Source organism: Paenibacillus sp. LS-5 (genome assembly GCF_056121505.1).
Map to the genome: position 1 here is coordinate 17,691 of NZ_JBWAVA010000018.1, position 24,421 is coordinate 42,111.

The window sequence follows — 24,421 nt, forward strand, 5'->3', positions numbered from 1 at the left end:
CCTTAATTCATTTGTCTTTTTCGCGAAAAATCAATAACAATTGCAATAGTTACTTTTATCATATAGTAGACAGACTTAAGGGCCTTAATAGAGGAGACCCCGCCGATTCTCTCCCTCATTTGAACAGGAATTTCCATAATTTTATATCCATTTCTACTTAATGCCATTATTGATTCAGGCTCAGGATAATCTGTGGGGTAATTTTCTGAAAAAAGCTTAATAATACTTTTGTTACATGCTCTGAAACCAGAGGTCGGATCACTCACTTTTTGCTTTGTTAATAGACTTAATAAACTTGCAAAGTAAACTATTCCCACCCTTCTACTGAAAGATGATTGAAATCCTTCTTTTTCCAGAAACCTTGAACCAATCACAAAATCGCACTTCCCGTGTATCAAGGGTTCAATTAAACTTTTTATGAACTTGGGATCGTGTTGTCCATCTCCATCAATCTGAATAGCAATATCATAATCATGTTTGTTTGCATGAATATATCCAGTTTGCACTGCGCCACCTATTCCCAAATTACAAGGAAGATTAATAATTTCCACTCTATTACGTTCACAGATCACCTGCGTCAAATCACTTGAATGGTCATTAATAACTATAAAATCTAAAAAATCAGCATACTCAGCTAGTTCGTTAATCAACTTTTCAATATTATCTTCTTCATTATAGCAAGGAATAATACCTAAAATTCTCACTTTTAACCTCCTTCTTTACCTTTTGTTAGTTATTTTTGTTTCATATATTCTACTGATTAAATATATCATTCTCCAGAAGTACCATTTTATTTCATTGAAAAGTTTAAATCGAGGAGAAATCCTTTGGGGATTCATGCAAAAAGTAACCAAGTCTTTAACGGCACTAGACCACAAGAATTTCGAATGATTATGATCTTTGTAGAAGATTGATTTATCCTTTTCAAGAATTGCTATAATCTGTTCTGCAACTTCAGTATCATTTTTAGCCTTAACTATTGATCCAAGATTATTCTTCTCAATAATATCAGAAAATACATCCCCTTCTGAGGATATTATTGGCAACCCGCACCAAATGTAATCCAATAATCTGGTTCGATAAGAAAACCTTGTTTCAAAATGATTTTCATGAAGAGATATACCTATATCAGCCTCTAATAAGTAATCACTTCTATTTTCATATGCTACCCAATCATTAAAATAAACAATATCTTCTATTTTTAGTTCTTCACACATCATCCGAAGTTTTTTTAATTTACCAGGTTCTTTTCCAACAGGCGGATTCACGCCCATAAAGAAACACTTAATGTCTAAACGGCTTGCCTTTACTATTGCCATCGCTTTAATTAAAGTTTCTGGATCTAACCAATCCCAAATCCCCCCTCCCCAAATAATAACTTTATCAGATGTTTTAATATTCGGATACTTTCCCTTTAGTACTTGACTCCTCTTCTTTGGAGGATTATCGGGAATACCAAAGGGAACTACTCCAATTAAGTTTGAGATGTTTTTCCTTATCTTGGAGTATAAAGTAGGATCGATTTTTTGATCAGACAACATTCCTAACCAAAAATCTTTTTGCTTTTCCGAAGCACAATAAAAGAAATCGCCTCTTTGCAATTGTTCCTTTATAACCTTTACTGTTGTACGGTATTTAATTTTGCTTAATAAACTACTATCTAATCCCTCAAGATTTTCTAAGTGAAAAGGGTCATATAGGTCAATACCTATTGCTTTATCAAAGTATTTTATGAATGGGTATTTCCAAAGCGTCAAACCTTGTAATAAAACTACATCACAACTTTTCAAGCTTTTAAGTAAGTTCATTACAGTGAGTTTTTTTATGGTAATTTCATGATTTACTAAAGCATCATCATTGGGCACTAGCAGAATCACATTATTATACAATGATAATTGTTTAGATATTTCCCAGTATCTAATCGAGGGACCGGACATATTTTCCCTTATGGCTGCAGGAGAAATAATTAATATATTTTTCATTATTTTTTTCCCATTAATATTTCGTACCATTTCCGAGCTTTAACAACTTCCAATTCTTTTTTCAATATTTCGTAGGAGTGATTCAATTCTTCAATTCTTGATTGTTTCTTTTCGATAGTAACTTGATCTTCTACAATTTTTTCTTCTTTTTGTAAAACTTCTACTTTATATAGTTCCAATTTATCCGTAATAACCTTATTTTTTTCATTTATTTCGCTAATCATAATTTCTAGGTTTTCAAACCGATCTTTTAAAGCCAAGTAGTTTTCCTCTAATTTCTTATAATCATTATCTTTAGTTCCTACTATTTCCTCGATACCGCGGCTATAGTCAATCTGCATTGTTAAAGTTTCTTGTTGATGATTGATTGTTTTTTTAAGTTCTAAAATTTCTTCTTCCATCCTACTTTTTTCAGCAACGAATTCTTTTAATAAGTTAACCTCGGAGCAAACCTTTGCGCTAACAATAAACTGGTAGGTATTTGCCTCCATATTATTATTATATATATAATCTACAATATCTTGGGGATACTTCGAGATGTCGATTGCAAATTCTGAAAATTGAGGATAAATTTCAGTTTTACCGACAACATGTGCCATGTAACCCGACTCTTCAAATAAACTAATAATCGTCTTTTTGGTATAGAGTTTCAAATGCGTATTATCTAAAAGTCCAATTCTCTGGTATTGAAATTTACCGTCCAGTAAATTAAATACTATGGATGCGTGCGCAACATTTGGAATAGACGAGAGTATTTCGCCATTTTCCTTTAGCAACATTTTACACTTCTCCAAAACTTTTTCTGGATTTTTCAAATGTTCTAGAACATCTGCAAAAATAATGTAATCGTACTTTCCCCAACCATTGAGAATATTAAAATCAATTAATTCTAAATCCCCGACTAGCATCTTGTCACAGTATGCTTTTGCTATTTCCGCGTCTTGTGCATTTATTTCAACACAATCTACAACACAACCCTTTACTTCTTTTAATATTTTTGTCATATAACCAGACGCACAACCAAACTCTAACACTTTAGAAGCATCACTTATAAGATTAATTATTTGAGAAGCAGAGTTATCTACTGAAAGATCTACCTCATAGTTATACTTCGACATTTCATTCCACTTCCCATGTATGATTTAGTAAAACAATCCCTTCTCCTTTGTAGCGACTACTAATAATGTTAAAGGAGCCTATGCCAGCCTTATAGTCTAGCCTTCCGATTGCTTCTTTCTCAAAAAAACCGACATGAATATTATAGGTTCCAGGAAAAAGATTTAATTGGTCATAATGCAGCATGATACTATTTCTCCCTAACTTAGGCCTAATAACTTTTTCATCCAGCTTGGTATTTAATCCACATACACTTGATCCATCTGGGCCGAAAATAGCAACTCCCGCTACAATTTCATCAATAGGTTTCAAAAGTTCATAATGTATAACGGCCGTCATTCCTTCATTAATTTCAAACTGCTGTTTTCTGTGATCGGTTTTATATTCAAAGAAATCAGCATGCAAAATATTTAATACTAAATCATCAGAGCTTGATTCTTCTTTCATATGCTTTGTACTTGTAACCACATCTTTTTTCAGCTTCATGTAATCTTCAAAGTGAGGAACTATTTGTATAGGATCTCCCTGTTCTCTAATTACTCCTTTATCTATCCACACTACGTAGTCACAGATATTTTTCACAGAATAAGTATCATGCGAAACATATATTATAGTCTTCCCATTTTTTTTGAAATCTTTAATTTTCTCAATACACTTCAGCTGAAAATACAAATCGCCAACTGCAAGGGCTTCATCAACAATAAGTATATCTGGATCTACATTTATTGCTGAAGCAAAGGCCAACCTTACATACATACCTGAAGAATAGGTTTTAACAGGCTTATGAATGAAATCTCCAATTTCAGCAAAGCTTTCAATTGCAGGCATCCTAACGTCCATTTCTTCTTTAGTAAAACCTTGTATGGCACCATTCATATAAACATTCTCTTTCCCGGTAAACTCCGGATTAAAACCTGCGCCTAATTCAAGTAAGGCGGATATTTTCCCATTTACAGAAACCTCACCATTGGTTGGTTTCAAAATACCACATATAAGTTGTAAAAGCGTACTCTTTCCACTTCCATTTTCTCCAATTAAACCTATTGTCTGCCCCTTAGGTATCTTCAAATCTATTTGCTTCAACGCAGTGTAATTTTCAGAGAACTCTCTATTGTCGTAGAATATTTCTTTCAACCTATTAATAGGATTGTTATAGGTTTTGAACTGTTTACTCACATTTTTTATTTCAACCGTATAATTGTTCATAAACACACCTTATTTTCTGTTTTTTAATTTCAGTAAGTTCACAAGGATTTTCTTCCCACTGCGGCCGACAACCGGATTTTTTCTTAGGTAGTTCAAAAATCTCCATCCAAGTGTATTGTAGATAGCTTGGATTTGCTGATCTCTCACTTGCAATTCTCTCTCCATGTGTTCATTTGAATTGTTGATCAGCGTTAAGCCCCTGTGTTTGATTTCATTTAATTTCGACTTTTCAATTATTGATAATTCGAAATTGTGTATACTATCATTTATATATTCCAAATATACACTTCTGTATTGGGCCGCCATTTGAACAGTATTATTTGACTGCAAGTCTCCTCGGCTTATATTCCCCTTAACAACTTCATATATCTCAGGGCTGCTATATATTTTTTTTATTTCCTCATAAATTGCTGAACTGGATAAGTTATTAACAATCCAACCTGTTTCATTATGAACCACCCGCATTCCTAATGCGCCACGATTATTAACTAGAACAGGTATGCCTGCAGACCAAGATTCAGATAGTGTATACGAAAAGGTCTCAGGTACAGTTGATAGCAAACACACTAAGTCGATTTTTAATTCCTTAAGTAATACTGACAAGTTTTCTCTTTTATACTCACCAATTTTATAAACCTGGTCATTGGTCAATTCTTCTAATACTCTGTCGTGTATCTCACCTATTAAGTACCAGTTTATTGCAAAAGACTTTTCCCTTTTCCGGATTAAATCACTGATTATTTCGCTGCCTTTATGCTTCGCAAAATTACCAACAAAGGCAATATTAAAGATTCTTTTCTCTTCAGGATAATTATCAACAATATGCTTGTCATTAGGTCTTATTTCAGAAATACCATGCTCAATAATTTTATAAGGTATACCAAGTTCCTTTACTTTAAATTCTCTTTCAAAATACTCTAATGGAGACGCTGATGGGAATATAATCAGGTCTATTTTCTGCAAATTCTTTTCAACTTCGCTATGCCATTGTTCCCTGAAAGGCGTCCCGTAGCCCATTTTATGATAGAGACATTTGCTACATTTCTCCAAACTGATACTATCGTAACAATAATCTCCTTGGTAATCTAAAAGAAGAATTGAAGGGCATATAAAGTGATAATCATGAACCGTGTAAAACAAAGGCACACCGAATCGTCTAGCTACATTAAATATATCGAAGGTATGTCTCTGCAAGTGGTGAATATGAATAAGATCTATAGCGAAACCTTGGACTATCGTTTCCAATACCTCTCTATATTTCTCCTGGTAGAAGGTATGCGCCTCTAACGGACTATCGATAAAAAAGTTAAAGTTTACAGAAGATCCGTTATTGAATTTCTTCAATAAAACCCGTGTACCACTTGTCGTAAGTGTATAAAATTCAATATCCTCTATTCCCTGGATGAGATCATATACATGATACTCTGTACCACCACGTTTAAATAACCAATCCTCATCGACTGTATTATGAGTAAGAAATAGAACTTTCTTTTTTGGTGTCTTTGAGTAAGTGGCCAGTTGTTTTTTTATATTCTCTATCAAAGGGAAGACTAAATTCGATGCTAAGAAACTGTTGACGCGATCAAAATAATAAGGGAACTTTGCTCTTAGAACCTCAGAGTTACGTACAATTAAACCCTCTTTATCATCTTTAAATGACATAGAACCTTTATGATATACAAAAGTTGCATCATCCAAAACGTTATAATACCCGTATTCAGTTACTCGGCAACAGAAATCATTTTCCTCACCGTACCCTTTGGAATAGGATTCATCATCAAAAAGCCCTACTTTCTCAAGGGCCTCTCTTTTAATATACATGCAAAAACCCACTGCAGTGGGAATAACTGGGTATTTTCTAAGTGAAATATCTTCAATCATCGCTGCAAAACTATCAATTGTAAAACCTTCAGGGATTTCATTATCTTGACCAAAATTCGGCACTGAACATATCGTCCCATTATTGGTAAACGGCGTAACAGTCGCAATCAATTCCGAAGAATTCGCACAAAAAGTAAGCTTCGATAACCAACCTCTAGTTACTATGGTATCACTATTTAAGAGTACAACATCATTTGTAGAGAGGGACATTCCTTTATTAACAGTCTTAACAAAACCCAGATTTATTTCATTAATCAAAGATATAACTCGGTCATCTTCCAGGGCTATTTTATTAATATAAGGAGTAATCCGCGGATCTGGACTAGCATCATTAATTAGTATGAGTCGATATTTACTTCCCGCAAAATTATTTTGAATTGAACTTACACATTGAACCAAATCTTCATAAGCGTTATAAACAGGAATGATAATATCAATAACTTTTTCTTGCTCTTGCATCTTCACACCGCTCTCTAATCTCATTTATAGTTTGATTTCAAGTTTTCCATCTACGATTTTCAAATGGGGATTTAGATATTTGTCAGTCGCTTTTGATTGCAAAGGTTCCTCAGCTGGATTACCTTCAGAAGTAACAAACTCTATATATGGATTATATATATTGAATGAACCAGAGTTTCCTAATTCTATATTTAAACTATTGAAATCATAACTATCACGAGTACTCCCCATATAATTGTTAAATAATACAGTTTTGAGAGTAAAACACGCATTGTACGCAAAAGTAGTATACTGAACTCTTCTAACTCTGCCTAAATATCCGACATCATTTGATTCATCGTTGTGGTTAGGGTAACATTTCTTGCCTTCTTGTATATGTGCACCCGCATATTGTATTTTCCCACTAGAAGAAATAACCTTACCTGATACACAGCCGACATCCTTACGTTGGGAGTACCCTAACATTCTCTCGAGCCATTCCGGCTGATCTATTGAGATCGTGTCTTTTATAAAGAGCATCTGTTTAAATGAGTCATGCATTTCAAGATACTTATGCATTTCTATAAAGTAATTATTGTCGGAATACACCAATAAAGGTATATCCTCCTCCAATTGAATTTGTGTATTAGACAAAAGAACAATCTGCGCATTATATGAAGAGGTCTGTCTTTTTATAAGTTTTAGTTTATCTTTTATTAATCTCTCATTATTAGACTCTGCCAGTAGAAATACAATTATTGTATCTCTGAAAGCAACATGATTAAATATTGGATGATAATTCCCTCGAATTAAGCGATCCTCTTCCACACCAACACAGTTATAACCCCTACGTATTAATGATTGTTGTAAAGCGATCCTGCCTCTATCGTATGCATAGCTCTTACTGTTGACTTCAACCGCCGTAGACCCTGGAATCATTCTCCAATGATAAAGGATCTTGGGGATATGAGATATTTTATTAGTTTTCTCAGTAAATCGAAGTATTAAATCATAATCCTGAGCACCCTCAAAACCTTCGCGGAAGCCTCCAATTTCATCAACAATACTTTTTCGATAAACCCCTAAATGACCGACGTACATAAATGAAAATAACAGTTCGGAGTTCCAGTTGTTTTTAAAAGCTGGGTAAATCCTTTCTCCGCTCATCATTTTTTTATCTTCATCTGAATATATTAAATCCAAGTCAGGATTCTCATTCAATCTTTTCACTACTTCCAATAAAGCATCCTCAGTTAATTCATCATCGTGGTCTAAGAGCGCAATAAATTCACCATTTGCTAAATTAACAGCCTCATTTGAAGCTTTTGAAATATGAGAGTTTTTCTTTAGTATTTTCACTTTAATATTATTATTTTGTTTCTGTAATAAGTATTTAGATAACTCTGCATTAGTGGAACAGTCGTCAACGATACAGAGTTCCCAGTTCGTATAGATCTGTTTCTCAACTGATTCCACCGCTTTTTGAAGCCACTGCAACTCTACATTATAAACTGGCATTAAAATTGAAATTTTCGGTTCATATGAAAAATTTTGTTCTTTGCTATTCGATTTATTTACTTGTAACCATCTCGAATAAATTTCAATACTATCTATGTTATTTTCAAGCTCTTTTCTCCTCAGAATTCTATTTTTCAATATTTTAATATAACGATACATTAGTCTCATCACAGCTACTCCCGTTAAACTGTTTATTTGTTAATATATACATCCTTAATTGTAAAATGACTATTTGTTTGAATAGGATCAATACGAATTGATTTCATTAATTTGGCAGCATAGGAGATCGGAATCTTCAACTCCACAATGTTTTCACCTGGTATAATATTAATTTTTAGCGAATTAATCTCATTAAATCCTGGTCCGTCCTGGTTGATGAAAAACATCTGAAGCACATCATCCGCTGTAACAGTAATATTCAAACTTAAGGATTTGATATATTCCCCTTTATCAAAATTAAAAGTCAACGAGGGGTCATCAGACTGACCCACTCCATCCATCAGGTTTTTATCCACAGTAAAGTCGACAGCATTGAGAATATCAGCATTCCTCATATCTAATTGCTGTTTGTTGTAGTCGTTTTGTTGGAAACTGTACCAACTGAAGATATATTTGCTAACTCCAGTATTGAATATAAATACAGCAAGAACAATTAATGTTAGTGTTATTGTAGTTTTTTTCAGTTTCAATTCAATTCACCTTTTTCTTTTTTGAAAAAATAGGAAAAACCGAACATTGATATAAGGCAGATAATCGGAACACCATATCTGTGATTGGTTAGAAAAGGGAGCATGATTATTGTGTGATAGATGACTATCAAGGCAATTGGATTTTTAAATCCTTTCCTAATTATTGATCTAATAATTTCGTACCAACCAAATATAACGATAGATATCACTACTAGCATGTTTGATAATTTCAGTAATGTTTTAATTAGACCTACATTATGATAATAACCCACTACATCCTGGTAGGGATAAAACCAATAAAAAATATTACCCACAAGCAGCCTACCAATTTTTTTCACATTCCAGTACATATAGTCAGGAAAATGAGATTTAATATTGTTAATAGCCACTTCTTTTAACTTATCGTCCCCCTCCGATTGAAGGTGTGTGTAGGGCTTTGTTATTTCAAAAGTATCATAATTTTTCCCCCGATAAGGCGGTTCATCCCCCTCAGTGTCCATTCTAGAACCAAGAAATAAAACAGCACCAGATCCGTTATTCAGTGTTAATCTATCGAATGCAATCCAATTTTTCAGAAAGAACGGACCCACTATAATCAAAAAAGAAATTAACATTATAGAAAGCCCTTTTAGCATCTTATGATGTTTCCTGAAATGCACTAAAATAAAAAAGCCCAAAAAGAAAGGAGCCAATAAATAGGTAGAACGTGTTAAGGTCGCAAAGCCCATGATTAATCCAGATAAAATAAAGTAACGATAATTTCTATTTTCATAAGCAAGCAACACATAGTAACCACTCATTAATATAAATAGAATATATAGAGGCTCCGTTAAAAGTGTAGGAGAAATCTCAATCAAGGGGTAATACAGTGCCATAAACAATGATGACAATAAAGCTACCTTAACGTTAAAAACCCTTACAGCTATCTTATACAGATAAACAATACTTATAGAGGTTACAAGAATGTTAGTCAATCTAATAAATAAGATGGGCTTACTAGTTACCCCAGCTAATATGAAGATATACATAGAATTAAGGGGAGCAGCCCACAATGATTGTTCATCAAGCAGAGCTCTGAAAAAGCCCTTTTCAGTTATTAATAAATAATTTGTATAATACACATTCTCATCAGGATAATAATTCAATAATTTATCTGGAGTAAGGGGGAAAGGCTGGGATAGAAAATATATTACTCTTACAGCTATAGCCAATAGTACTATAGAGAATAATACGAACTTAGTATTGATTTTATACTTAAAGAACATCAGCAAAACCATCCTTTAATTTATTGAAGACCTTTAATCCTAATGCCAGGCTCAGAACAGCAAAGAAAGTAATGTAACAAAACGATGAAATATTGAAATCACCTGTAGAAAGCATAATATTCCTAAACCCTTGGATAAAATGGTAGAGGGGGTTGATTTCAAGAAAGAATCTATACTTATCTGGAATTATAGTGATTGGATATACAATCGGAGTAAGGTAAAACCAAACATTTAAGAAAACTGATAAAAATTGATTTATATCTCTTAGGTACACATTCAATGCCGATAGCAATAATGCAATTCCATACATAAAAGTACTAAAAATAATGATATATATCGGAAGCAAAAGCAACTTCCACGTTAAAGCGACATCAAAGAAGAAAAATAATATAAAGACAATGAACAAAAAAACAAAAAATGAAAACATGCCTGACAATAGATAAGAAAAAACCGTCCATTTAGTATTAAAGATAGTTTTTTTAATTAATGAAGCATTATCTATCAAAGAGTTGGTTCCTCTAACTATTACTTCATTAAAATACATCCATGGGATCAAACCACAAATTAACCAGATTGAAAAACTAAGACCTCCATATTCAGGTCCTAATTTTGACTTTAAGACGAAAGAGAACACAAAGGTATATATAAGTATTGTAGCCAAAGGTTGAATGAAAAACCAGATTAATCCTAGAGCTGAACCAGTATATCTTTGCTTAATATCTCTTACAATCATATTTTTTATAAGATACTTATTTTCTCTGAGCGAACTCAAAACATTTCGAAACATCTAAAGAACTCCATTCATTTTAGTTTTTTCTTCTTTCTCGCACTTAGTTATTGAATAACCGACCTTCCCCATATAGTAATTTATGTTCTATATCCCTTCGAATAAGTGCTATCATTACACATTTTAATTATGTTAAAATATCCACGTACCTACAGGAAAAGGAGATTATAACGTGTCGAAACCAGTATACGGTAAAAACGCAGTGCAGTCGAGAAATGTTGAAAAGATATCCAGCCCGGTGTGGGCATTGGTGGTTGCTTTCATTCTATTTTTGGTGTGGACCCCATTTCAAGTAGGATTGTTTAACGGGCAGCAAATAGATTTTGAGAGACCGATATACGTGTCTGCGCTGCTAAGCGGCCTTATGCTGCTAGTCTGGGTGGGCTTGTACTACAAAAAGTTCAAGCTCGAGGATCAGCGGGACCTTGTAGTTGTAGCTTCGATACTGCTGCCTGTAACTTACGCTCTGTCGCTATTTGTTGCTGCTTCGCATTATATGGCGATGAACATTCTCTTTATTCAGAGTATGTATATTGCAGTATTCATTATAGCGTTATATCTGCTCAAGCAAAAGCAACTAAATGTTGTCATTCAAAATGCTGTACTGGCCATCGCTTATTTTATAGTAGGTTTCGGATTGCTGAACTGGCTGGGGAACTGGAAATTCGCCGGAGGGCTGGTTGGTTGGTTCTCTAATACTGTACGCAGCGGTAAATATATGGACGCCGTCATGACCGATTCTAATGGCCTGCGACTGACCTCCATCTTCCAATATGCGAATACATATGCAGCCTTTCTAATGGCATTTCTGTTCGTGGCTGTCTTCGCCCTGGTTCGCTCCAAGAAATGGTACGGGACATTGACCCATGCATTTATGCTCGTACCTATCATTGTATCTTTGTTGTTGACCTTGTCTCGCGGTGGTCTGGTCATGCTGCCTGTAGTCTTTATCCTTCTGCTTCTGTCATTGAAGCCTTCGAAGCAGATTCTCTGGATTATTCATCTTGTTATTGCGGGCCTTGCTTCAGTTGCTATTGCCAGCCCAATGACCAATCTAGGAACAGAACTGAATACTACCTTCACTTCTGCTGCGGCTCTCAAAGGCTGGGGCTATCTGATTGGCGCTTCTGCAGTTGTCGCTGCTCTTAGTTGGGTAATTCAGCGTTATATGGCTCCATGGCTACAGAATAAGCTCAGTGGCTGGGAATCACGCACACTTGTGGGGCTGTGGCTACCGCTCCTCTCCGTTGTCCTGGTTGCTGTTGTTGCCTTCCTATTGATTGGAACAAGCGCTCGCAGCATTCTGCCTTCTAATATGGAAACTCGGCTGGAGAACATAAACTTCAAGCAGCATAGTGTACTGGAACGTATTACTTTTTATAAAGATGCCGTAAAGGTCATCAAAGACTACCCTATTCTTGGCACCGGTGGCGGGGGCTGGGCGTCGCTGTATGAACATTATCAGAACAACCCATATGTAAGCCGACAGGTGCATAACTTCTTCCTGCAATATTTAATTGAGGTTGGTATTGTCGGATTCATAGTGTTCATGGGCTTCATCGGTTATATCTTCTACAAATATATCCGTGCTTATCTGAGACGCGACAAAAATGAATTTGAGAATGGATTCTTTTTCTATATCTTAGCCTTGTCAATTCTTCTGCACAGTCTGCTGGACTTCAACCTCAGCTATGCTTTTATGGGAATTCTCATCTTTATAGGTCTGTCGGGGATGGGCGTTGCCATGGACAGCAAACCACTGAGCCGGAATTGGAATAAAACAGGCCTGCGTTATGGATATCTTGCGGTACTGACGATCGGTACGGTCTTCATGATATTCTTGTCGATCAGTTCAATCAGTTCCAGCAGTTCCGCATTGAAGGCCAAACAGTTGATTGGTGTCAGCCAATCCTATGAGGAACTGAAAGCTCCATTAGTTGCTGCACTCAAGGATCGCCCATACCATCCGGAGGCAGCAGCATACCTCTCCTCTATGGATCAGCAGGTGTTCAATCAGACCAAAGATGAAAAGTACTTAAGCGAGTCGTTCGATGTTCTCAATCGCGCCCTCAAGGACGAACCTTATAATAAACAGCTATTACAGCAGCTTGCTAGTTATTACGACCTGAAGGGACAATCTGATCTCGCCTTAGCTGTCTATCGGGATAATGCAGATAAGTTCAATTGGGACATTGATTGGTACGATGCTCTGATCAGCCGTTCTCAGGTGCTGGCAAGTGCTGCAAATGTCAAAAAAGACGGAGGGAAAACGAAGGAATACCTTACTACAGGTCTGGATGCCTATAAACATGTAACTGATGGTGTAGAGCATCTGAAAACTCTGCCTCCTGAGCAGATGCAAGGTCGTCCGTTCTCAGTAACACCAACGATTGCTCTGAATGCCGGCAAAATGCTGCAGATCGCAGGACAAACTGAGGAAGCGGCGGCAACCCTGAAGCTTGGGTTAGGCGATAATTACGCGGATGTCATGGGTAGCGGCACCCTCTGGGATACAAGCTGGTACACTTCGCTCATTTCCCGCTCTTATGAGTTGGCTCAACAGGCCTTTACACAGCAAGATGCTGCCAGTAAAGTAACGTTCCTAAATGTCGGACTTAATGCTTATAACCAGCTGCTTGAAGATCTGCAACATCAATCACTTGGAGTGACTCCGGCAATTGCACTGAATGCAGGCAGAATTCAACTGATGGGTGGACAGTTCCAGGTAGCCTCTGAAACCCTGAAGCTTGGCCTCACCAATGATTACAGCGATGCCACTAACCGTGAGATTGCCCGTTGGTACTTGGCAGCCCTGAAGAAGGCTAACCTTGAACAGGATCAAACGATCTATAACAAGCTGATTGCAGCAGATCCTGCAGAAGCAGTTCAGATCGAGACCATTGCAAATACGCAGTACTAAAATTCTCTTGTAATAAAAAAGAGACAAATTGATTACGAGATGGAATGATGATAAATACAAAGCTATATTGGAGACTAAGCCAATTGCTTTGTATTTCCCCATTTTTATCGCATAAATAACTAGCTTATTAGACAATAGCCTGAAGGTTGTTTCAAAGGCACATGATTTCGAAAATTCATATATTGATCTAATTACTGTAATACTATTCGGTTCCATGCCCTTCAAATTGCGCATGGGAAGCAAGATGAGATATACAGGCTTATATATAGTACATCACTGGTGGAATGTTTATTTATCAATCCAAAAATTTTCTCAGAAAATCTTCAGAAACCCGAAAGACAAAGACACGTCTTATTATGACGTGTCTTTTGTTGCGCAGTATGGTAGTGGCATATCTGTTTAATAAATCTATTGTATCACGCAAACTGAGAAGTCCTTGACCGTATTAGGTTCGCTTTGTATACTTTGTTATTGGGAAATTAAATTATCACAGAAGGCGGTAACTAATGAGATATAAAGAATTAGATTCTTTACGTGGTCTGGCTGCTTTAACCGTGTTATTTGCTCATATTATTACATTATTCTATCGAAACAAACCAGGTTTCTTAGAGAGTAGGTTCAAATATTGTATTGATTACACACCTTTCAAAGTTTTCTTTTCTGCTCATGAGGCCGTCATTTTCTTTTTTATACTAAGTGGTTTTGTCCTTTCCTTGCAGTTCTACTCAAAAAAGCCCTTTAATTACCTAAAGTTCATTACTAAACGTATTACACGTATTTACATTCCTTACTTAGTGGCTGTATTTCTGGCTATATGGCTTGTATATAAAGGAAACGTAAAGAGTGATGACGTTATTGGACATATCTTGTTCATTGGTAATTATAATTATGACGCATTTATGGGTGTTGTATGGTCACTTACACATGAAATGCGAATCTCAATTATATTTCCGATTTTGATGATCTTCTTTTTCCGTAGGTCACATTGGACAACTATACTTAGTGTTTGTATTATTTTCACAAGTATTGCGGGTTACCTTTACCTACATCACCCTTATTTTAATACTCAACTTTATTTAATTAACTTCTACTCTACCCTTCATTACACCTCAATGTTTATGTTAGGAGCCTTATTAGCAAGATATAGACAAGAATTATGCGGATTTTTTGAGAGCCTCGGTGTACTTGAGAAATTTTCTGTATTAATAACTGGAATTATTTTATATATTAATCTTGCTAATCAAACTCAACCACTTTCAGAATTTGTTGGTGATTGGATCTCTGCCGTAGGCGTATCCCTGATCATTGTTGCTGCATTAAGCTTTAAATGTTTTTCTAGTTTCTTATTGTTCAAACCAATCCATTTTATTGGCAAGATTTCATATAGCCTATATCTGAGTCACATTATAGTTTTGTTCATGCTTCTAAAATATTACGAGAGCATGTCAACAATTACCTTGTCTATAGTAGCTGTCTTCATCTCCTTGTTGTTGGCGACAGGTATGCATTATTTTATTGAAGTTCCATCGATATATCTAGGAAAAGTGTTAACTCAGCGAAGAAGTAAAGAACCTTTTTCTATAAGCGATAATGCAAAAACATCATAAATTATGCATAATTAATTCTATAGCTATTTACCTAGTAAAATTCTGCCGCCCAAGACTCCTTAACCCTAGCAACAATCGCGTATTTTAAATCATATCTTTAGTATACTTACCATAAACTAAGGTTAATTTCAGTTTCTAGTAAAGATATAGTAGACCAAATAAATCAAAGAGCGCCACACTGAGTGAATTCAGCGTGGCGCTCTTTGATTTGTACAACAATACTATGAGGATGATGATTGTCGTGTTTTGGAGAAAAAGGCTTTAAGAGCCTATTACTTCGCCGCCTTCTGCGCCTCACTATCAATAACCAATTTGAGGTACTCAAGCAGCCCTTCCTTGAGCTCACTATTCTGTAGCGCATAGTGAATCGTGGTCTGGATAAAGCCCATTTTCTCGCCGACGTCATGGCGTTTGCCTTCGAAATCATAAGCAATGATGCGCTCCACTTCGCTCAAGTGGGAGATGGCATCAGTCAGCTGGATTTCCCCGCCTACACCTACCTGCTGCTCGCCGAGCATGTCAAAGATACGCGGAGTCAGGATATACCGCCCCAGGATGGCGAGGTTGGACGGAGCATCCTCTCTCTTGGGCTTCTCCACCAAACGATTGGCTTTGTAGACTCTATCCGCCAATTCCGTACCATCCACCAGACCGTAACGGGAAACCTCTTCCCATGGCACAGGCTGAACGCCTACGATGGAGGATTTGTATTGTTCGTAAATTTCGATCATTTGCTTTAGACAAGGTTTATCAGCCTCTACAATATCATCCCCGAGTAGAACGGCAAACGGCTCATCGCCGATGAATTTGCGGGCACACCAGATGGCATGGCCGAGGCCCCTTGGTTCCTTTTGACGGATGTAGTGGATGTCGGCCATTTCGGAGGATTTGCGTACAGACTCCAGCAGCTCCCACTTCTGCTTCTCGGCCAGATTGAATTCCAGCTCAAACGAGTTGTCGAAATGGTCTTCAATCGCACGTTTGCCTTTGCCCGTTACAATAATGATATCCTCAATGCCGGAAGCGACAGCCTCTTCAACAATATATTGGATCGTTGGTTTGTCTACAATCGGCAGCATTTCTTTGGGCATGGCTTTGGTCGCAGGCAAAAAGCGGGTGCCGAGACCGGCTGCGGGAATAATGGCTTTGCGGATCTTCATGGCAGGGCTCCTTCGCATATTTGATTTAATTATAGCAGTTTTGGGTGAGTTCTGGCAGGATGATCACTGGAGAACCCAAGCCTATTTTTCGAAAAAAAGCCAGTGCACTAAGAGCTTGTCTAACAAGACTCTTCAGTCACTGGCTTTGTTGGCGTGATGTAATATTAGTATCGGTTTACTTTGCGTTAACCAGTTGTCCGCGGGTAACCCCGAGCTGATTCGTAGCCTTCAGGCTTTTCCATACCTGTGTGCCGGAGATCTCTCCGCGCAGCGCACGGCTGTAGAGGCTGAGGACTTCCGCGACCTGCTCAGGTGTCTCTTCCAGAAACTCGACACGGAAGGAGTTCACACCGAGCTCACGGAAATTGTTCAGGTATTCCGCACCCGACTGTTCCACTGCGTTATAGACGGTATTGCGGCACCCCTCGTCTACACGGACAGGGTGAGCCATGCCGATACGGTCCTGAAGGGAAGCACGTTGCTCCTCGCAGGGACGACCGCAGTTCGTGTAGTCTGTGCCTTCGCTCATGAAGGTGCAGTAGACGCAGTGCTCGGTATGGAACATCGGCAAATGCTGATGGATCACGACCTCAATACGTGAGGTATCGCTGTGTTCCAGCAGATCAACCATCTGCTGGATGTTCAGGTCGTAGGACGGTGTTATTGTGTCACAGCCTGCGTTCAGGAACAGGTCTACCGCTTTGTGATTGGCGATATTCAGGGAGAAGTCGCCGATCAGGCGCGGATGTATGGCATCCGGCTCTTCCATGCGGCGCTTCAGGTAATAATAGAGCGCCCCGGTATTGCGCACCAGGACAGCATCCGGCTGCAGTCGCAGGATGTTGGCATGGTAGCCATTCTCGCCGGGCATATGAATGCGCGGTGTGGCAAGCGCTATGCTGGCCCCTGCAGCCCGTACAGCGTCTACCGCTGCCGGGAACTGCTTGATGAATTCGAAATCGGCGTAGATGTTCTTAACGCCGGCGTCGAGGGCAGCCTGTACCTGCGGCAGGCTGCGGCACAGCACGGTGAGCTCCGCTTCACCGTGCGGACCTGCGGCGCCCCTGCGGGAAGCGCCGCCGTAGACCTCTACCTCCCGTTTCACGTAGACGGGAGGTTTGGGGCGCTCGCCCGCAAGCAGCTCCACCGCCTGGCGGCGGATGCTGTTGAGCTCGCGCATAGGCACGATCACGTCGCCTTCCAGATGCGACTCCATGGCCTCCAGCTGGAATACGGTCCCGCCCAGGCGGCCGAATTGCTCTTCCAGCAGGGCGGCATCCATCGGACGCTTCTGCGCGGCCTCCAGCAGAAGCTCCGAATCCACGCGAACCGTCACGTTCTTCTGAACGTCGGTCCACCAAGTGGCAAGCGGTTCGCCTACGCGGCCTTCCACCTTCACATGCACCGGGAAGACCCGGTACGGCTTCTCGGTTTCGTAAGACTGACGCAGCGCCTTGTCCAGCGCAGGGTCATTCGTCTTCCAGATGCGGTCGCCGACATGCAGGCGGCGCAGATCTACGTCATTCCGTCCAGGGACAATATCGATAATCCAGCCTTCTCCAGCTTCGCCTTCCAGCTTGACACCTTTGCGGCGCAGATCGTAGACGCGTCCGCCTTCTTCTTTCTTCGTCGGATCGCCAGCGTCAAACACGATGCCATCCCCACGCTTAAGTGGTGCATGAATTCGGCATACTACACCATCGCGCAGAATCTGTTCGACGGTCCCCATATAGACGCCACGGCTTTTCGGGAAGGTACCGTCTACAAGCTTTTTATTATTGGTGCCTTCCAGGAAGCCATGTGTGAAGCCGCGGGAGAAGCTTTGCTGCAGCTCGCGGATATCCTCCTTGGAAGTGGGTGACCAATTCCCTTCAAAATAACGGTCAATCGCTTTACGATATTTGCTCACCACATTCGAGACATATTCCGGACTTTTGAGTCGTCCTTCGATCTTGAAGGAGGTTACTCCTGCCTCGATCAGCTCGGGCATCAGATCAATCGCCGCCAGATCCTTAGGTGACAGCAGATAGGTCACATCGCCCATCGGCTTAATCTCGCCATCCACCATCAGGTCATACGGCAGACGGCAGGCCTGTGCGCATTCCCCGCGGTTGGCGGAGCGTCCGCCCCACATTTCGGATGTCAGACACTGGCCGGAATAGGAGACGCACAGCGCCCCATGCACAAAAACCTCCATCGGCAGACGGGCCTGCTCCCCGATCGTACGGATTTGTTTCAGGTTATTCTCGCGGCCGAGCACTACACGCTCCAACCCCCAAGGTTTGGTGAATTCCACCGCTTCCGGTGAAGTAATCGTCATTTGTGTAGAACCGTGGATCGGGAAGTCCGGTGAGATTTCGCGGATCATTTGGACCAATCCCAAATCCTGCACGATCACCGCGTCCACACCCGCATCCACACAGGCGTCGATCAGTTCCTTAGCGTCAGGCAGCTCATTTTCAAATACCAGTATATTAAAGGTCAGGAACCCCTTCACCCCATAGCTGTGCAGAAATGCCATAATCTCCGGCAGTTCTTCCATGCGGAAGTTGTTCGCTCTCGCCCGTGCATTAAACTTTTCTACGCCAAAAAAGACAGCGTCTGCCCCGTTCGCCACCGCAGCACGCATGCAGTCCCAGTCACCCGCCGGAGCCAACAGCTCCACGTCTTCTCTGCGTATTCCTTGCTCGTTCATTTATATCCTCCCAAACCGCCTTGCCGGCGGGTCATTTAAAGCTTTTTAACCTATCTATTGTATCAAATATCACATCAGTACGCCATTGATTTGCCAAGAATTATATGAATTCCAGTGTAAAGTATCTTGCAAATTTGAAAATTTGCCTTCCGGATCAACAAAACCGTTGTATCGTGCACTCCACCGGATCTCGTGTTGTACAAAATACAATATTTCCGCTGAATTCGGGGCTTAAGTTAAGTAATGTTGTATGAAAGGCAGCATTTATCCAGCTTAGGCATGGCTAAGGAGAGAATAACTTGTATTCTGTGCAACAATCTACTTAATACAAGCTAATCCAGCAAACAAAGTTGTAAAACATACAACATTCTCAGCGATCTCTCTGCGTGGGCTCTCTACGGGACCCTCAACGAGGGACTCTCTGCTAGAGACTTTCAAATAAGTTACTTTCTGCGAGGGCTCTCTGAGTATCCCCTACGTGTCTCTCTACGACCACACCTCTGGAAAACCCTCAACCGGCTCGTAATAGCAGATATACGCATTTTTATGCATAGGGCGCAGCATTCCTTTTTCGACCAGGCCTTGCAGCCATTTCCGCGCTGTTCGAAAGTTAACATTATACTGGACCATGATATCTTTTGGACGAACCCCCGTTCCTGTGCACCAGGCCATTCTTAATACATCTCTTTCCTGAGGTGAAATTGAAGGTGCTGGTGAGTTTCTTATTAATGTTGGACCGATGACCATTTGCAGCAGCATACGGCAGACTTCCGGACGTTTTTGTACATCCTCGAATGAAAAATGAATGGTTTTCCAGCCCATGCCTGTCAGAAAGGTATCACGGTTTAAAGAATAACTGAACTTCTCTCTGTCCATGTCTTTCACGTGGCTCTGATATCCGTCACATTCCAGTCCGAATTTCCCGTAAGGCGGAATGAATGCGAAATCCAGGAATTGTGATTTACGGTTCCAATCATACACTTCATACTCTGGATGCAAATGATCCAGGTTGCCGAACAACGGCCACCAGACATTTTGCAGCAGCAGCTTTTCCGCATACTGATGTCCCCTGGCCAGCCTCCCTCGCCGCTCCCCTGTTCGCACACTTAAATGGCGCTCCACTAACGCTTCATGCTCTTTTTCAAAACCTCCAACCATTGCCCCTCCACCTCTTTCGCCAAAAAAAAGAACGCCCCAAGCTGCCAAAAAGGCAATGGGACGTTCTTCGTCTGACCTTATTATACATCTGCTCAGAGAAGGGCAGCAACAGTTAGGAGAAGCAGCCCAGCTCAGGAATCCAGCCCCGGGGGGTTCAGCCTCAGAGGTCCAGCACAGGCGGCCTAGCTTAGGAGTCCAGCTCAGGAGTAGCACATGCAGCTGGGGCTCTAATCTGGATCGGAGCATAGATTTGGAGGGATTCGCTGGCAGGATCAAGGGCCACCAACATTTCACAGCCAAATTTTATGCGGACTGTATATCCCTCCGCTTAAGCTTGCTATTCTCCCTGACGCCTTCCCTACTCCCCACCTTCCGTCAGGCGGAAGGACTTCAGCGTCGTCTCGAAGGCAGCTTGCTGGGTAGCTGTCGAGTTAGCGTCATTCACGATTATGGTGAGGGTGTAGACCAGATCATCTTTACCAAAAACCAATTGCTTCGTTTGTCCAGGGATACCGCCCTTCGTCTGGTGGACGGTCAGCAGCGTGGCTGGGACACCTGCAAAGGTAATCTCCTCTACGCTGATTAGCTGTGGACCTTTGGGATCATTTTTGCTGTTCTTGTAGTAGCTTTGAAGAAGACTTACCGCATACTCCACTGAACCCTCCGGGCTGGCATTGATCTGAAAGCGCCCGCCGGTGAACCGGTACTCTACGCCCTGACTCTCAAATACATCCTGATAAGGTACCCACAGGCGTGGAATATCTATGCTGTAGCCGTAGGTTTTGGAGCTTCTGGTTACAGCCTGGCTGCGGAGCGCCTTATAATCATCGGTCTCCAGCCTGCCGAAGTTCTCCTTGATTCTGGAATAATCAATATCTATTGAGCTTAGAATCGTCTTGAATCGCGCCTTGTCCTCCTCTTGCCCGGACGCCACCACATATTCGATGTAGTAGCGGTAGCCCGATTTTTGCAAAAGGATTTGATATTTTGTACTCCAGCCGTTGCCAGAATTCAGCGCTGTCTCCTTCACGAGCACAGGTTCACCGGAAACCACAGCCTGGGTATCCTTCTGTATGGTATATGCTCCTTGCACATAGGTGTCGCGAATCTGCGAATCCAGATCTTGGCTCCAGGTTTCCAGCGTAGACCCGGCTGGGGCTGAGGAAACTTTTACAAGCAGATGGCTTCCCTTGTTACTCTCATAGTACAGATGCTGATCATCCGTATTCCAGCCTGCCGGAACTTGTAGCGATATGCCGTAATCGTCGTTGTATCCTTCGCGCAATCCGTTCTTGACCGTTGAGAGGTCTCGAATACTTTTGTCACTGGCGTTAAAGGAAGGGATAAAGGAGTTGAGCAGCGAAGCGTATGGATTCAGATCCTTATAATTGCCTGCATTATCGTCAGTCAGGTAGAGCTCGTATACTTTTCCGTTACTGTAGTATTGACGGCCTTCCCATAAGGCTCCGCTGGTATCCTTGCTGACAATCCGGGCATAGGGAACCTCCGCATTCGGAACAATGACCCGGTCCAGAATGGTCTCGCCGCCTTCTTCCGCCTCACGAACAAGTCTCTCCAGCAATTCATCCGGATCTGCAGCGGTTTCCAATGGCGACACATGAACCTCCAGATAATACTGGTTCTCTGTATTGGTAAAAGTGGCTACACTTTCATTACCGCCGCTGTCACCGACAATTAGTCCGGATGGATAGTTCATGCTCCACCCATAGTAACTGTTGCCTATCCGAGTTTTGCCGACATCACTGTCAATTCCGCTACTGTCTTGGTCTACTTCTTCACCCTCAGGGGGCAACAGCGTAATCTGGAGTCCGCCGCCGCTTCCTGGAGAAACACGCGCTCCCAGTATTCCAGCCACAAAACGCAGCGGAACCAGCAGCGTTCCCGATACCATACGCGGAGGAGCAGGAAGCATAATCTTAACCCCGTCCTTCCAGGCGGTGGTGCTGCCAATGGTCATGGCTCCCGTATGAGGCCCGTACATCACCTTAATCACATTGTCCGCTCCAAGAGATACGGTGCTGCCGAAGGCTTTTTTGAATACGCCCAGCGGTACGAGCACTGTTCCGTTATCCTCTATGGGCTTTTGAATGGCAACCTTCTCACCGTTTATGCTTGCAGTAGTACTGCCTACCTTGAGATTCAGCTTCAGCAATTTCTGCTCTGATGCCTGCGCTTCCTGGAGTGGCAGACCTGCCAACAGTACTAACACTGCCAGCAACATGCAGAGCCCATTCCGCCTAATTCTCATGATTGTCATCATCCTCCGCCTCCTTTCCGCCGCTCAGCGGATCACCTTGACTAAGCGCCAGCTTGCGGGTCACAATGTCCCCGTCACTTTGCATCAGGAGCTTCACTACTGCCCCCGGTTTATAGTTTTTGAACCACTCATTAATATCCACCAGTGAAGCTACACGGTGTCCGTCAATCGCATAGAGCACATCCCCGGCAGCAATCCCGGCCTGTACTGCTTCTGCAGATACAACCTTCGTTACAGTCAACGGGTCCTGAGCAGGCAGCCCCACAATTGCCGACCAGCTCTCCTCGAGCTCCAGACCGAGGCTGGGGCGTCTGACCTCACCGTATTTGAACAACTGGTTCATGATGTACTGCACGGTATCCGCTGGAATGGAAAAACCCATATTTTCCACACCAACCGCAGCATACTTCAGGCTGTTCACCCCCAGCACCTCCCCTTTCATGCTGACCAGGGGACCTCCGCTGTTCCCGGGGTTAATGGCCGTATCACTTTGGATCAGCCGATAGGCGGCATCCACGGCCCGGTTCAGACCGCTCACTACCCCAACTGTAGCCGAATTCCGCAGCGAAAAGGAAATGGGTGTCCCGATGGCAATTACCTTTTCCCCCACCTGGATCTTGTTCGATGCGCTGGCAAATCTGGCAGGCTTCAGGAACTTGGCATTAATTTTGATTAGCGCCAGGTCACTGACTTCATCAATATAGGAGGCCTTGATGCTGTAACTTTTGGCATCTGATGTCACCACTACCGCGTTCTGCAAGTCCTGTACCACATGAGCATTGGTTATAATCCAGCCATCCGCTTTGACGATAATTCCCGAGCCATGGGTCAGATTGTACCGGTCATCCGGTCCGCTCATGCGGTCACCGGTATATTTACCGATAATGCCCACCACAGAGGGAGATACCTCCTTAATAATCTGCGGTACCGCATCAACGGCCGTCTCCGCATTCTTGTTGCTGGCTGCTGCAGTGGCAACTTGTATGTATGCCCCATTCTGGAGAACCATGGCTGCAGCCGGATCACTATCTGGAACTGCCGCTGCCATGGCAGAATAAGCACCGCTTCCCGTACCAGACAGCAGTATTCCACACAACAGCAGGCTAAGACGCTTTATATTCTTTCGTTTCCCCCACCACATTCATCTTCACCGGCCCTCTCTATATCTATGAATTGCTTGGATCTACAAGATTCTCTGTAAGTAAATGATAAAAAGACGCCTTCAGCGCCAAAGGCGGTTAAAGGTGTCTTTCTATAATAGAATACTCTGCAATTGTAACTAGTGTACCTAACTCATCCAATTCAACACCATTGCGTAGTCTGAAACCAGGAATACCAGCAGACTCACCACTCCAAAGGCAATGGCGAATTTGTTCTTCTGAGGTGCCCGGAGCAGCCGGATCACTCCGATTAAGATCAGAACGGTGAATAAAATCATAAATACATCAAAGGTATGAAATTTAGACGGTCCTTGCGCGGCAGCTTCAGCAAGCAGCATGGCATTACCTCCCCAAGAGTATTGTCAAGCTAGTTCATCTATTCCATATCTCCTTCTATGTTATCGCTACCATTTCAGTGGCGCAATAGAAAATACTTAAAAAATTATGTAATTGCCACAAAAACTTTTTTGTCGTGAAAAATATACAGCACATCAGCGATTTGAATCATCGAATCCGCCTATGTGCACGCTTTGTCAAAGAACTCATCATCTATCTATTCAT

17 protein-coding genes are annotated in these 24,421 nt (G+C 41.3%); 2 read left to right on the forward strand and 15 right to left on the reverse strand.

Translation table 11 applies throughout. The features are described from left to right. Positions 1-2: 2 nt before the first annotated feature. The 9 genes from AC0MA3_RS21735 to AC0MA3_RS21775 are packed head-to-tail and all read right to left on the reverse strand — an operon-like array spanning position 3 to position 10,882. Entirely contained in the window at positions 3-704 is a 702-nt protein-coding gene (locus tag AC0MA3_RS21735; protein WP_474657742.1) for a glycosyltransferase family 2 protein, read from the reverse strand. A 15-nt stretch (positions 705-719) separates the two neighbouring features. Beyond that, complete coding sequence (locus AC0MA3_RS21740; RefSeq protein ID WP_474657743.1) at positions 720-1,982, reverse strand: glycosyltransferase family 4 protein; 1,263 nt, start codon at positions 1,980-1,982, stop codon at positions 720-722. After that, the gene (locus tag AC0MA3_RS21745) at positions 1,982-3,100 is read right to left on the reverse strand and encodes a class I SAM-dependent methyltransferase (protein ID WP_474657744.1); all 1,119 of its coding nucleotides are present in this window, start codon (positions 3,098-3,100) and stop codon (positions 1,982-1,984) included. The genes AC0MA3_RS21740 and AC0MA3_RS21745 overlap by 1 nt, the downstream gene beginning before the upstream one ends. A gap of 1 nt (position 3,101) precedes the next feature. Continuing rightward, complete coding sequence (locus tag AC0MA3_RS21750; protein WP_474657745.1) at positions 3,102-4,304, reverse strand: ABC transporter ATP-binding protein; 1,203 nt, start codon at positions 4,302-4,304, stop codon at positions 3,102-3,104. A gap of 9 nt (positions 4,305-4,313) precedes the next feature. Then, the gene (locus AC0MA3_RS21755) at positions 4,314-6,644 is read right to left on the reverse strand and encodes a glycosyltransferase (RefSeq protein WP_474657746.1); all 2,331 of its coding nucleotides are present in this window, start codon (positions 6,642-6,644) and stop codon (positions 4,314-4,316) included. 24 nt (positions 6,645-6,668) lie between these two features. Continuing rightward, positions 6,669-8,309, reverse strand: coding sequence for a glycosyltransferase family 2 protein (locus AC0MA3_RS21760; protein WP_474657747.1), 1,641 nt, complete (start codon positions 8,307-8,309; stop codon positions 6,669-6,671). A gap of 23 nt (positions 8,310-8,332) precedes the next feature. After that, the gene (locus tag AC0MA3_RS21765) at positions 8,333-8,830 is read right to left on the reverse strand and encodes a hypothetical protein (protein WP_474657748.1); all 498 of its coding nucleotides are present in this window, start codon (positions 8,828-8,830) and stop codon (positions 8,333-8,335) included. Continuing rightward, positions 8,827-10,095 carry an ArnT family glycosyltransferase gene (locus AC0MA3_RS21770; protein WP_474657749.1) on the reverse strand — a complete coding sequence of 423 codons (1,269 nt, stop codon included), beginning with the start codon at positions 10,093-10,095 and terminating at the stop codon, positions 8,827-8,829. Before AC0MA3_RS21770 ends, AC0MA3_RS21765 begins: the two co-directional genes overlap by 4 nt. Beyond that, positions 10,085-10,882: an ABC transporter permease gene (locus tag AC0MA3_RS21775; protein ID WP_474657750.1), complete on the reverse strand. Its 798-nt coding sequence runs from the start codon at positions 10,880-10,882 to the stop codon at positions 10,085-10,087. Before AC0MA3_RS21775 ends, AC0MA3_RS21770 begins: the two co-directional genes overlap by 11 nt. Positions 10,883-11,054: 172 nt before the next feature. Here AC0MA3_RS21775 and AC0MA3_RS21780 point away from each other — a divergent pair, with 172 nt between their 5' ends. Both AC0MA3_RS21780 and AC0MA3_RS21785 read left to right on the forward strand, forming a co-directional pair. Further along, positions 11,055-13,802: an O-antigen ligase family protein gene (locus tag AC0MA3_RS21780; RefSeq protein WP_474657751.1), complete on the forward strand. Its 2,748-nt coding sequence runs from the start codon at positions 11,055-11,057 to the stop codon at positions 13,800-13,802. A gap of 506 nt (positions 13,803-14,308) precedes the next feature. Further along, positions 14,309-15,409: an acyltransferase family protein gene (locus tag AC0MA3_RS21785; protein WP_474657752.1), complete on the forward strand. Its 1,101-nt coding sequence runs from the start codon at positions 14,309-14,311 to the stop codon at positions 15,407-15,409. 272 nt (positions 15,410-15,681) lie between these two features. On the opposite strand, the gene galU is transcribed toward AC0MA3_RS21785, so the two are convergent. From galU to AC0MA3_RS21815, 6 genes are all read right to left on the reverse strand, one after another. Continuing rightward, on the reverse strand, positions 15,682-16,569 hold the full coding sequence (gene galU, locus AC0MA3_RS21790) for a UTP--glucose-1-phosphate uridylyltransferase GalU (protein WP_474657753.1): 888 nt from the start codon (positions 16,567-16,569) through the stop codon (positions 15,682-15,684). A gap of 175 nt (positions 16,570-16,744) precedes the next feature. Beyond that, the gene (locus tag AC0MA3_RS21795) at positions 16,745-19,264 is read right to left on the reverse strand and encodes a U32 family peptidase (protein WP_474657754.1); all 2,520 of its coding nucleotides are present in this window, start codon (positions 19,262-19,264) and stop codon (positions 16,745-16,747) included. Positions 19,265-19,750: 486 nt separating this feature from the next. Beyond that, positions 19,751-20,422 carry a PDDEXK family nuclease gene (locus AC0MA3_RS21800; RefSeq protein ID WP_474657755.1) on the reverse strand — a complete coding sequence of 224 codons (672 nt, stop codon included), beginning with the start codon at positions 20,420-20,422 and terminating at the stop codon, positions 19,751-19,753. 358 nt (positions 20,423-20,780) lie between these two features. After that, positions 20,781-22,703 carry a stalk domain-containing protein gene (locus tag AC0MA3_RS21805; protein ID WP_474657756.1) on the reverse strand — a complete coding sequence of 641 codons (1,923 nt, stop codon included), beginning with the start codon at positions 22,701-22,703 and terminating at the stop codon, positions 20,781-20,783. After that, positions 22,681-23,841, reverse strand: coding sequence for a S1C family serine protease (locus AC0MA3_RS21810; RefSeq protein ID WP_474657757.1), 1,161 nt, complete (start codon positions 23,839-23,841; stop codon positions 22,681-22,683). The genes AC0MA3_RS21805 and AC0MA3_RS21810 overlap by 23 nt, the downstream gene beginning before the upstream one ends. Positions 23,842-23,988: 147 nt before the next feature. Next, positions 23,989-24,198, reverse strand: coding sequence for a hypothetical protein (locus AC0MA3_RS21815; protein ID WP_379157412.1), 210 nt, complete (start codon positions 24,196-24,198; stop codon positions 23,989-23,991). Positions 24,199-24,421 lie beyond the last annotated feature (223 nt).

Bases quoted from the DNA above. Each gene is read 5' to 3' on its own strand.
- AC0MA3_RS21740 (WP_474657743.1), bottom strand. From the start codon at position 1,982: ATGAAAAATATATTAATTATTTCTCCTGCAGCCATAAGGGAAAATATG.
- AC0MA3_RS21745 (WP_474657744.1), bottom strand. From the start codon at position 3,100: ATGTCGAAGTATAACTATGAGGTAGATCTTTCAGTAGATAACTCTGCT.
- AC0MA3_RS21750 (WP_474657745.1), bottom strand. From the start codon at position 4,304: ATGAACAATTATACGGTTGAAATAAAAAATGTGAGTAAACAGTTCAAA.
- AC0MA3_RS21755 (WP_474657746.1), bottom strand. From the start codon at position 6,644: ATGCAAGAGCAAGAAAAAGTTATTGATATTATCATTCCTGTTTATAAC.
- AC0MA3_RS21760 (WP_474657747.1), bottom strand. From the start codon at position 8,309: ATGAGACTAATGTATCGTTATATTAAAATATTGAAAAATAGAATTCTG.
- AC0MA3_RS21770 (WP_474657749.1), bottom strand. From the start codon at position 10,095: ATGTTCTTTAAGTATAAAATCAATACTAAGTTCGTATTATTCTCTATA.
- AC0MA3_RS21775 (WP_474657750.1), bottom strand. From the start codon at position 10,882: ATGTTTCGAAATGTTTTGAGTTCGCTCAGAGAAAATAAGTATCTTATA.
- AC0MA3_RS21785 (WP_474657752.1), top strand. From the start codon at position 14,309: ATGAGATATAAAGAATTAGATTCTTTACGTGGTCTGGCTGCTTTAACC.
- galU (WP_474657753.1), bottom strand. From the start codon at position 16,569: ATGAAGATCCGCAAAGCCATTATTCCCGCAGCCGGTCTCGGCACCCGC.
- AC0MA3_RS21795 (WP_474657754.1), bottom strand. From the start codon at position 19,264: ATGAACGAGCAAGGAATACGCAGAGAAGACGTGGAGCTGTTGGCTCCG.
- AC0MA3_RS21800 (WP_474657755.1), bottom strand. From the start codon at position 20,422: ATGGTTGGAGGTTTTGAAAAAGAGCATGAAGCGTTAGTGGAGCGCCAT.
- AC0MA3_RS21805 (WP_474657756.1), bottom strand. From the start codon at position 22,703: ATGATGACAATCATGAGAATTAGGCGGAATGGGCTCTGCATGTTGCTG.
- AC0MA3_RS21810 (WP_474657757.1), bottom strand. From the start codon at position 23,841: ATGTGGTGGGGGAAACGAAAGAATATAAAGCGTCTTAGCCTGCTGTTG.
- AC0MA3_RS21815 (WP_379157412.1), bottom strand. From the start codon at position 24,198: ATGCTGCTTGCTGAAGCTGCCGCGCAAGGACCGTCTAAATTTCATACC.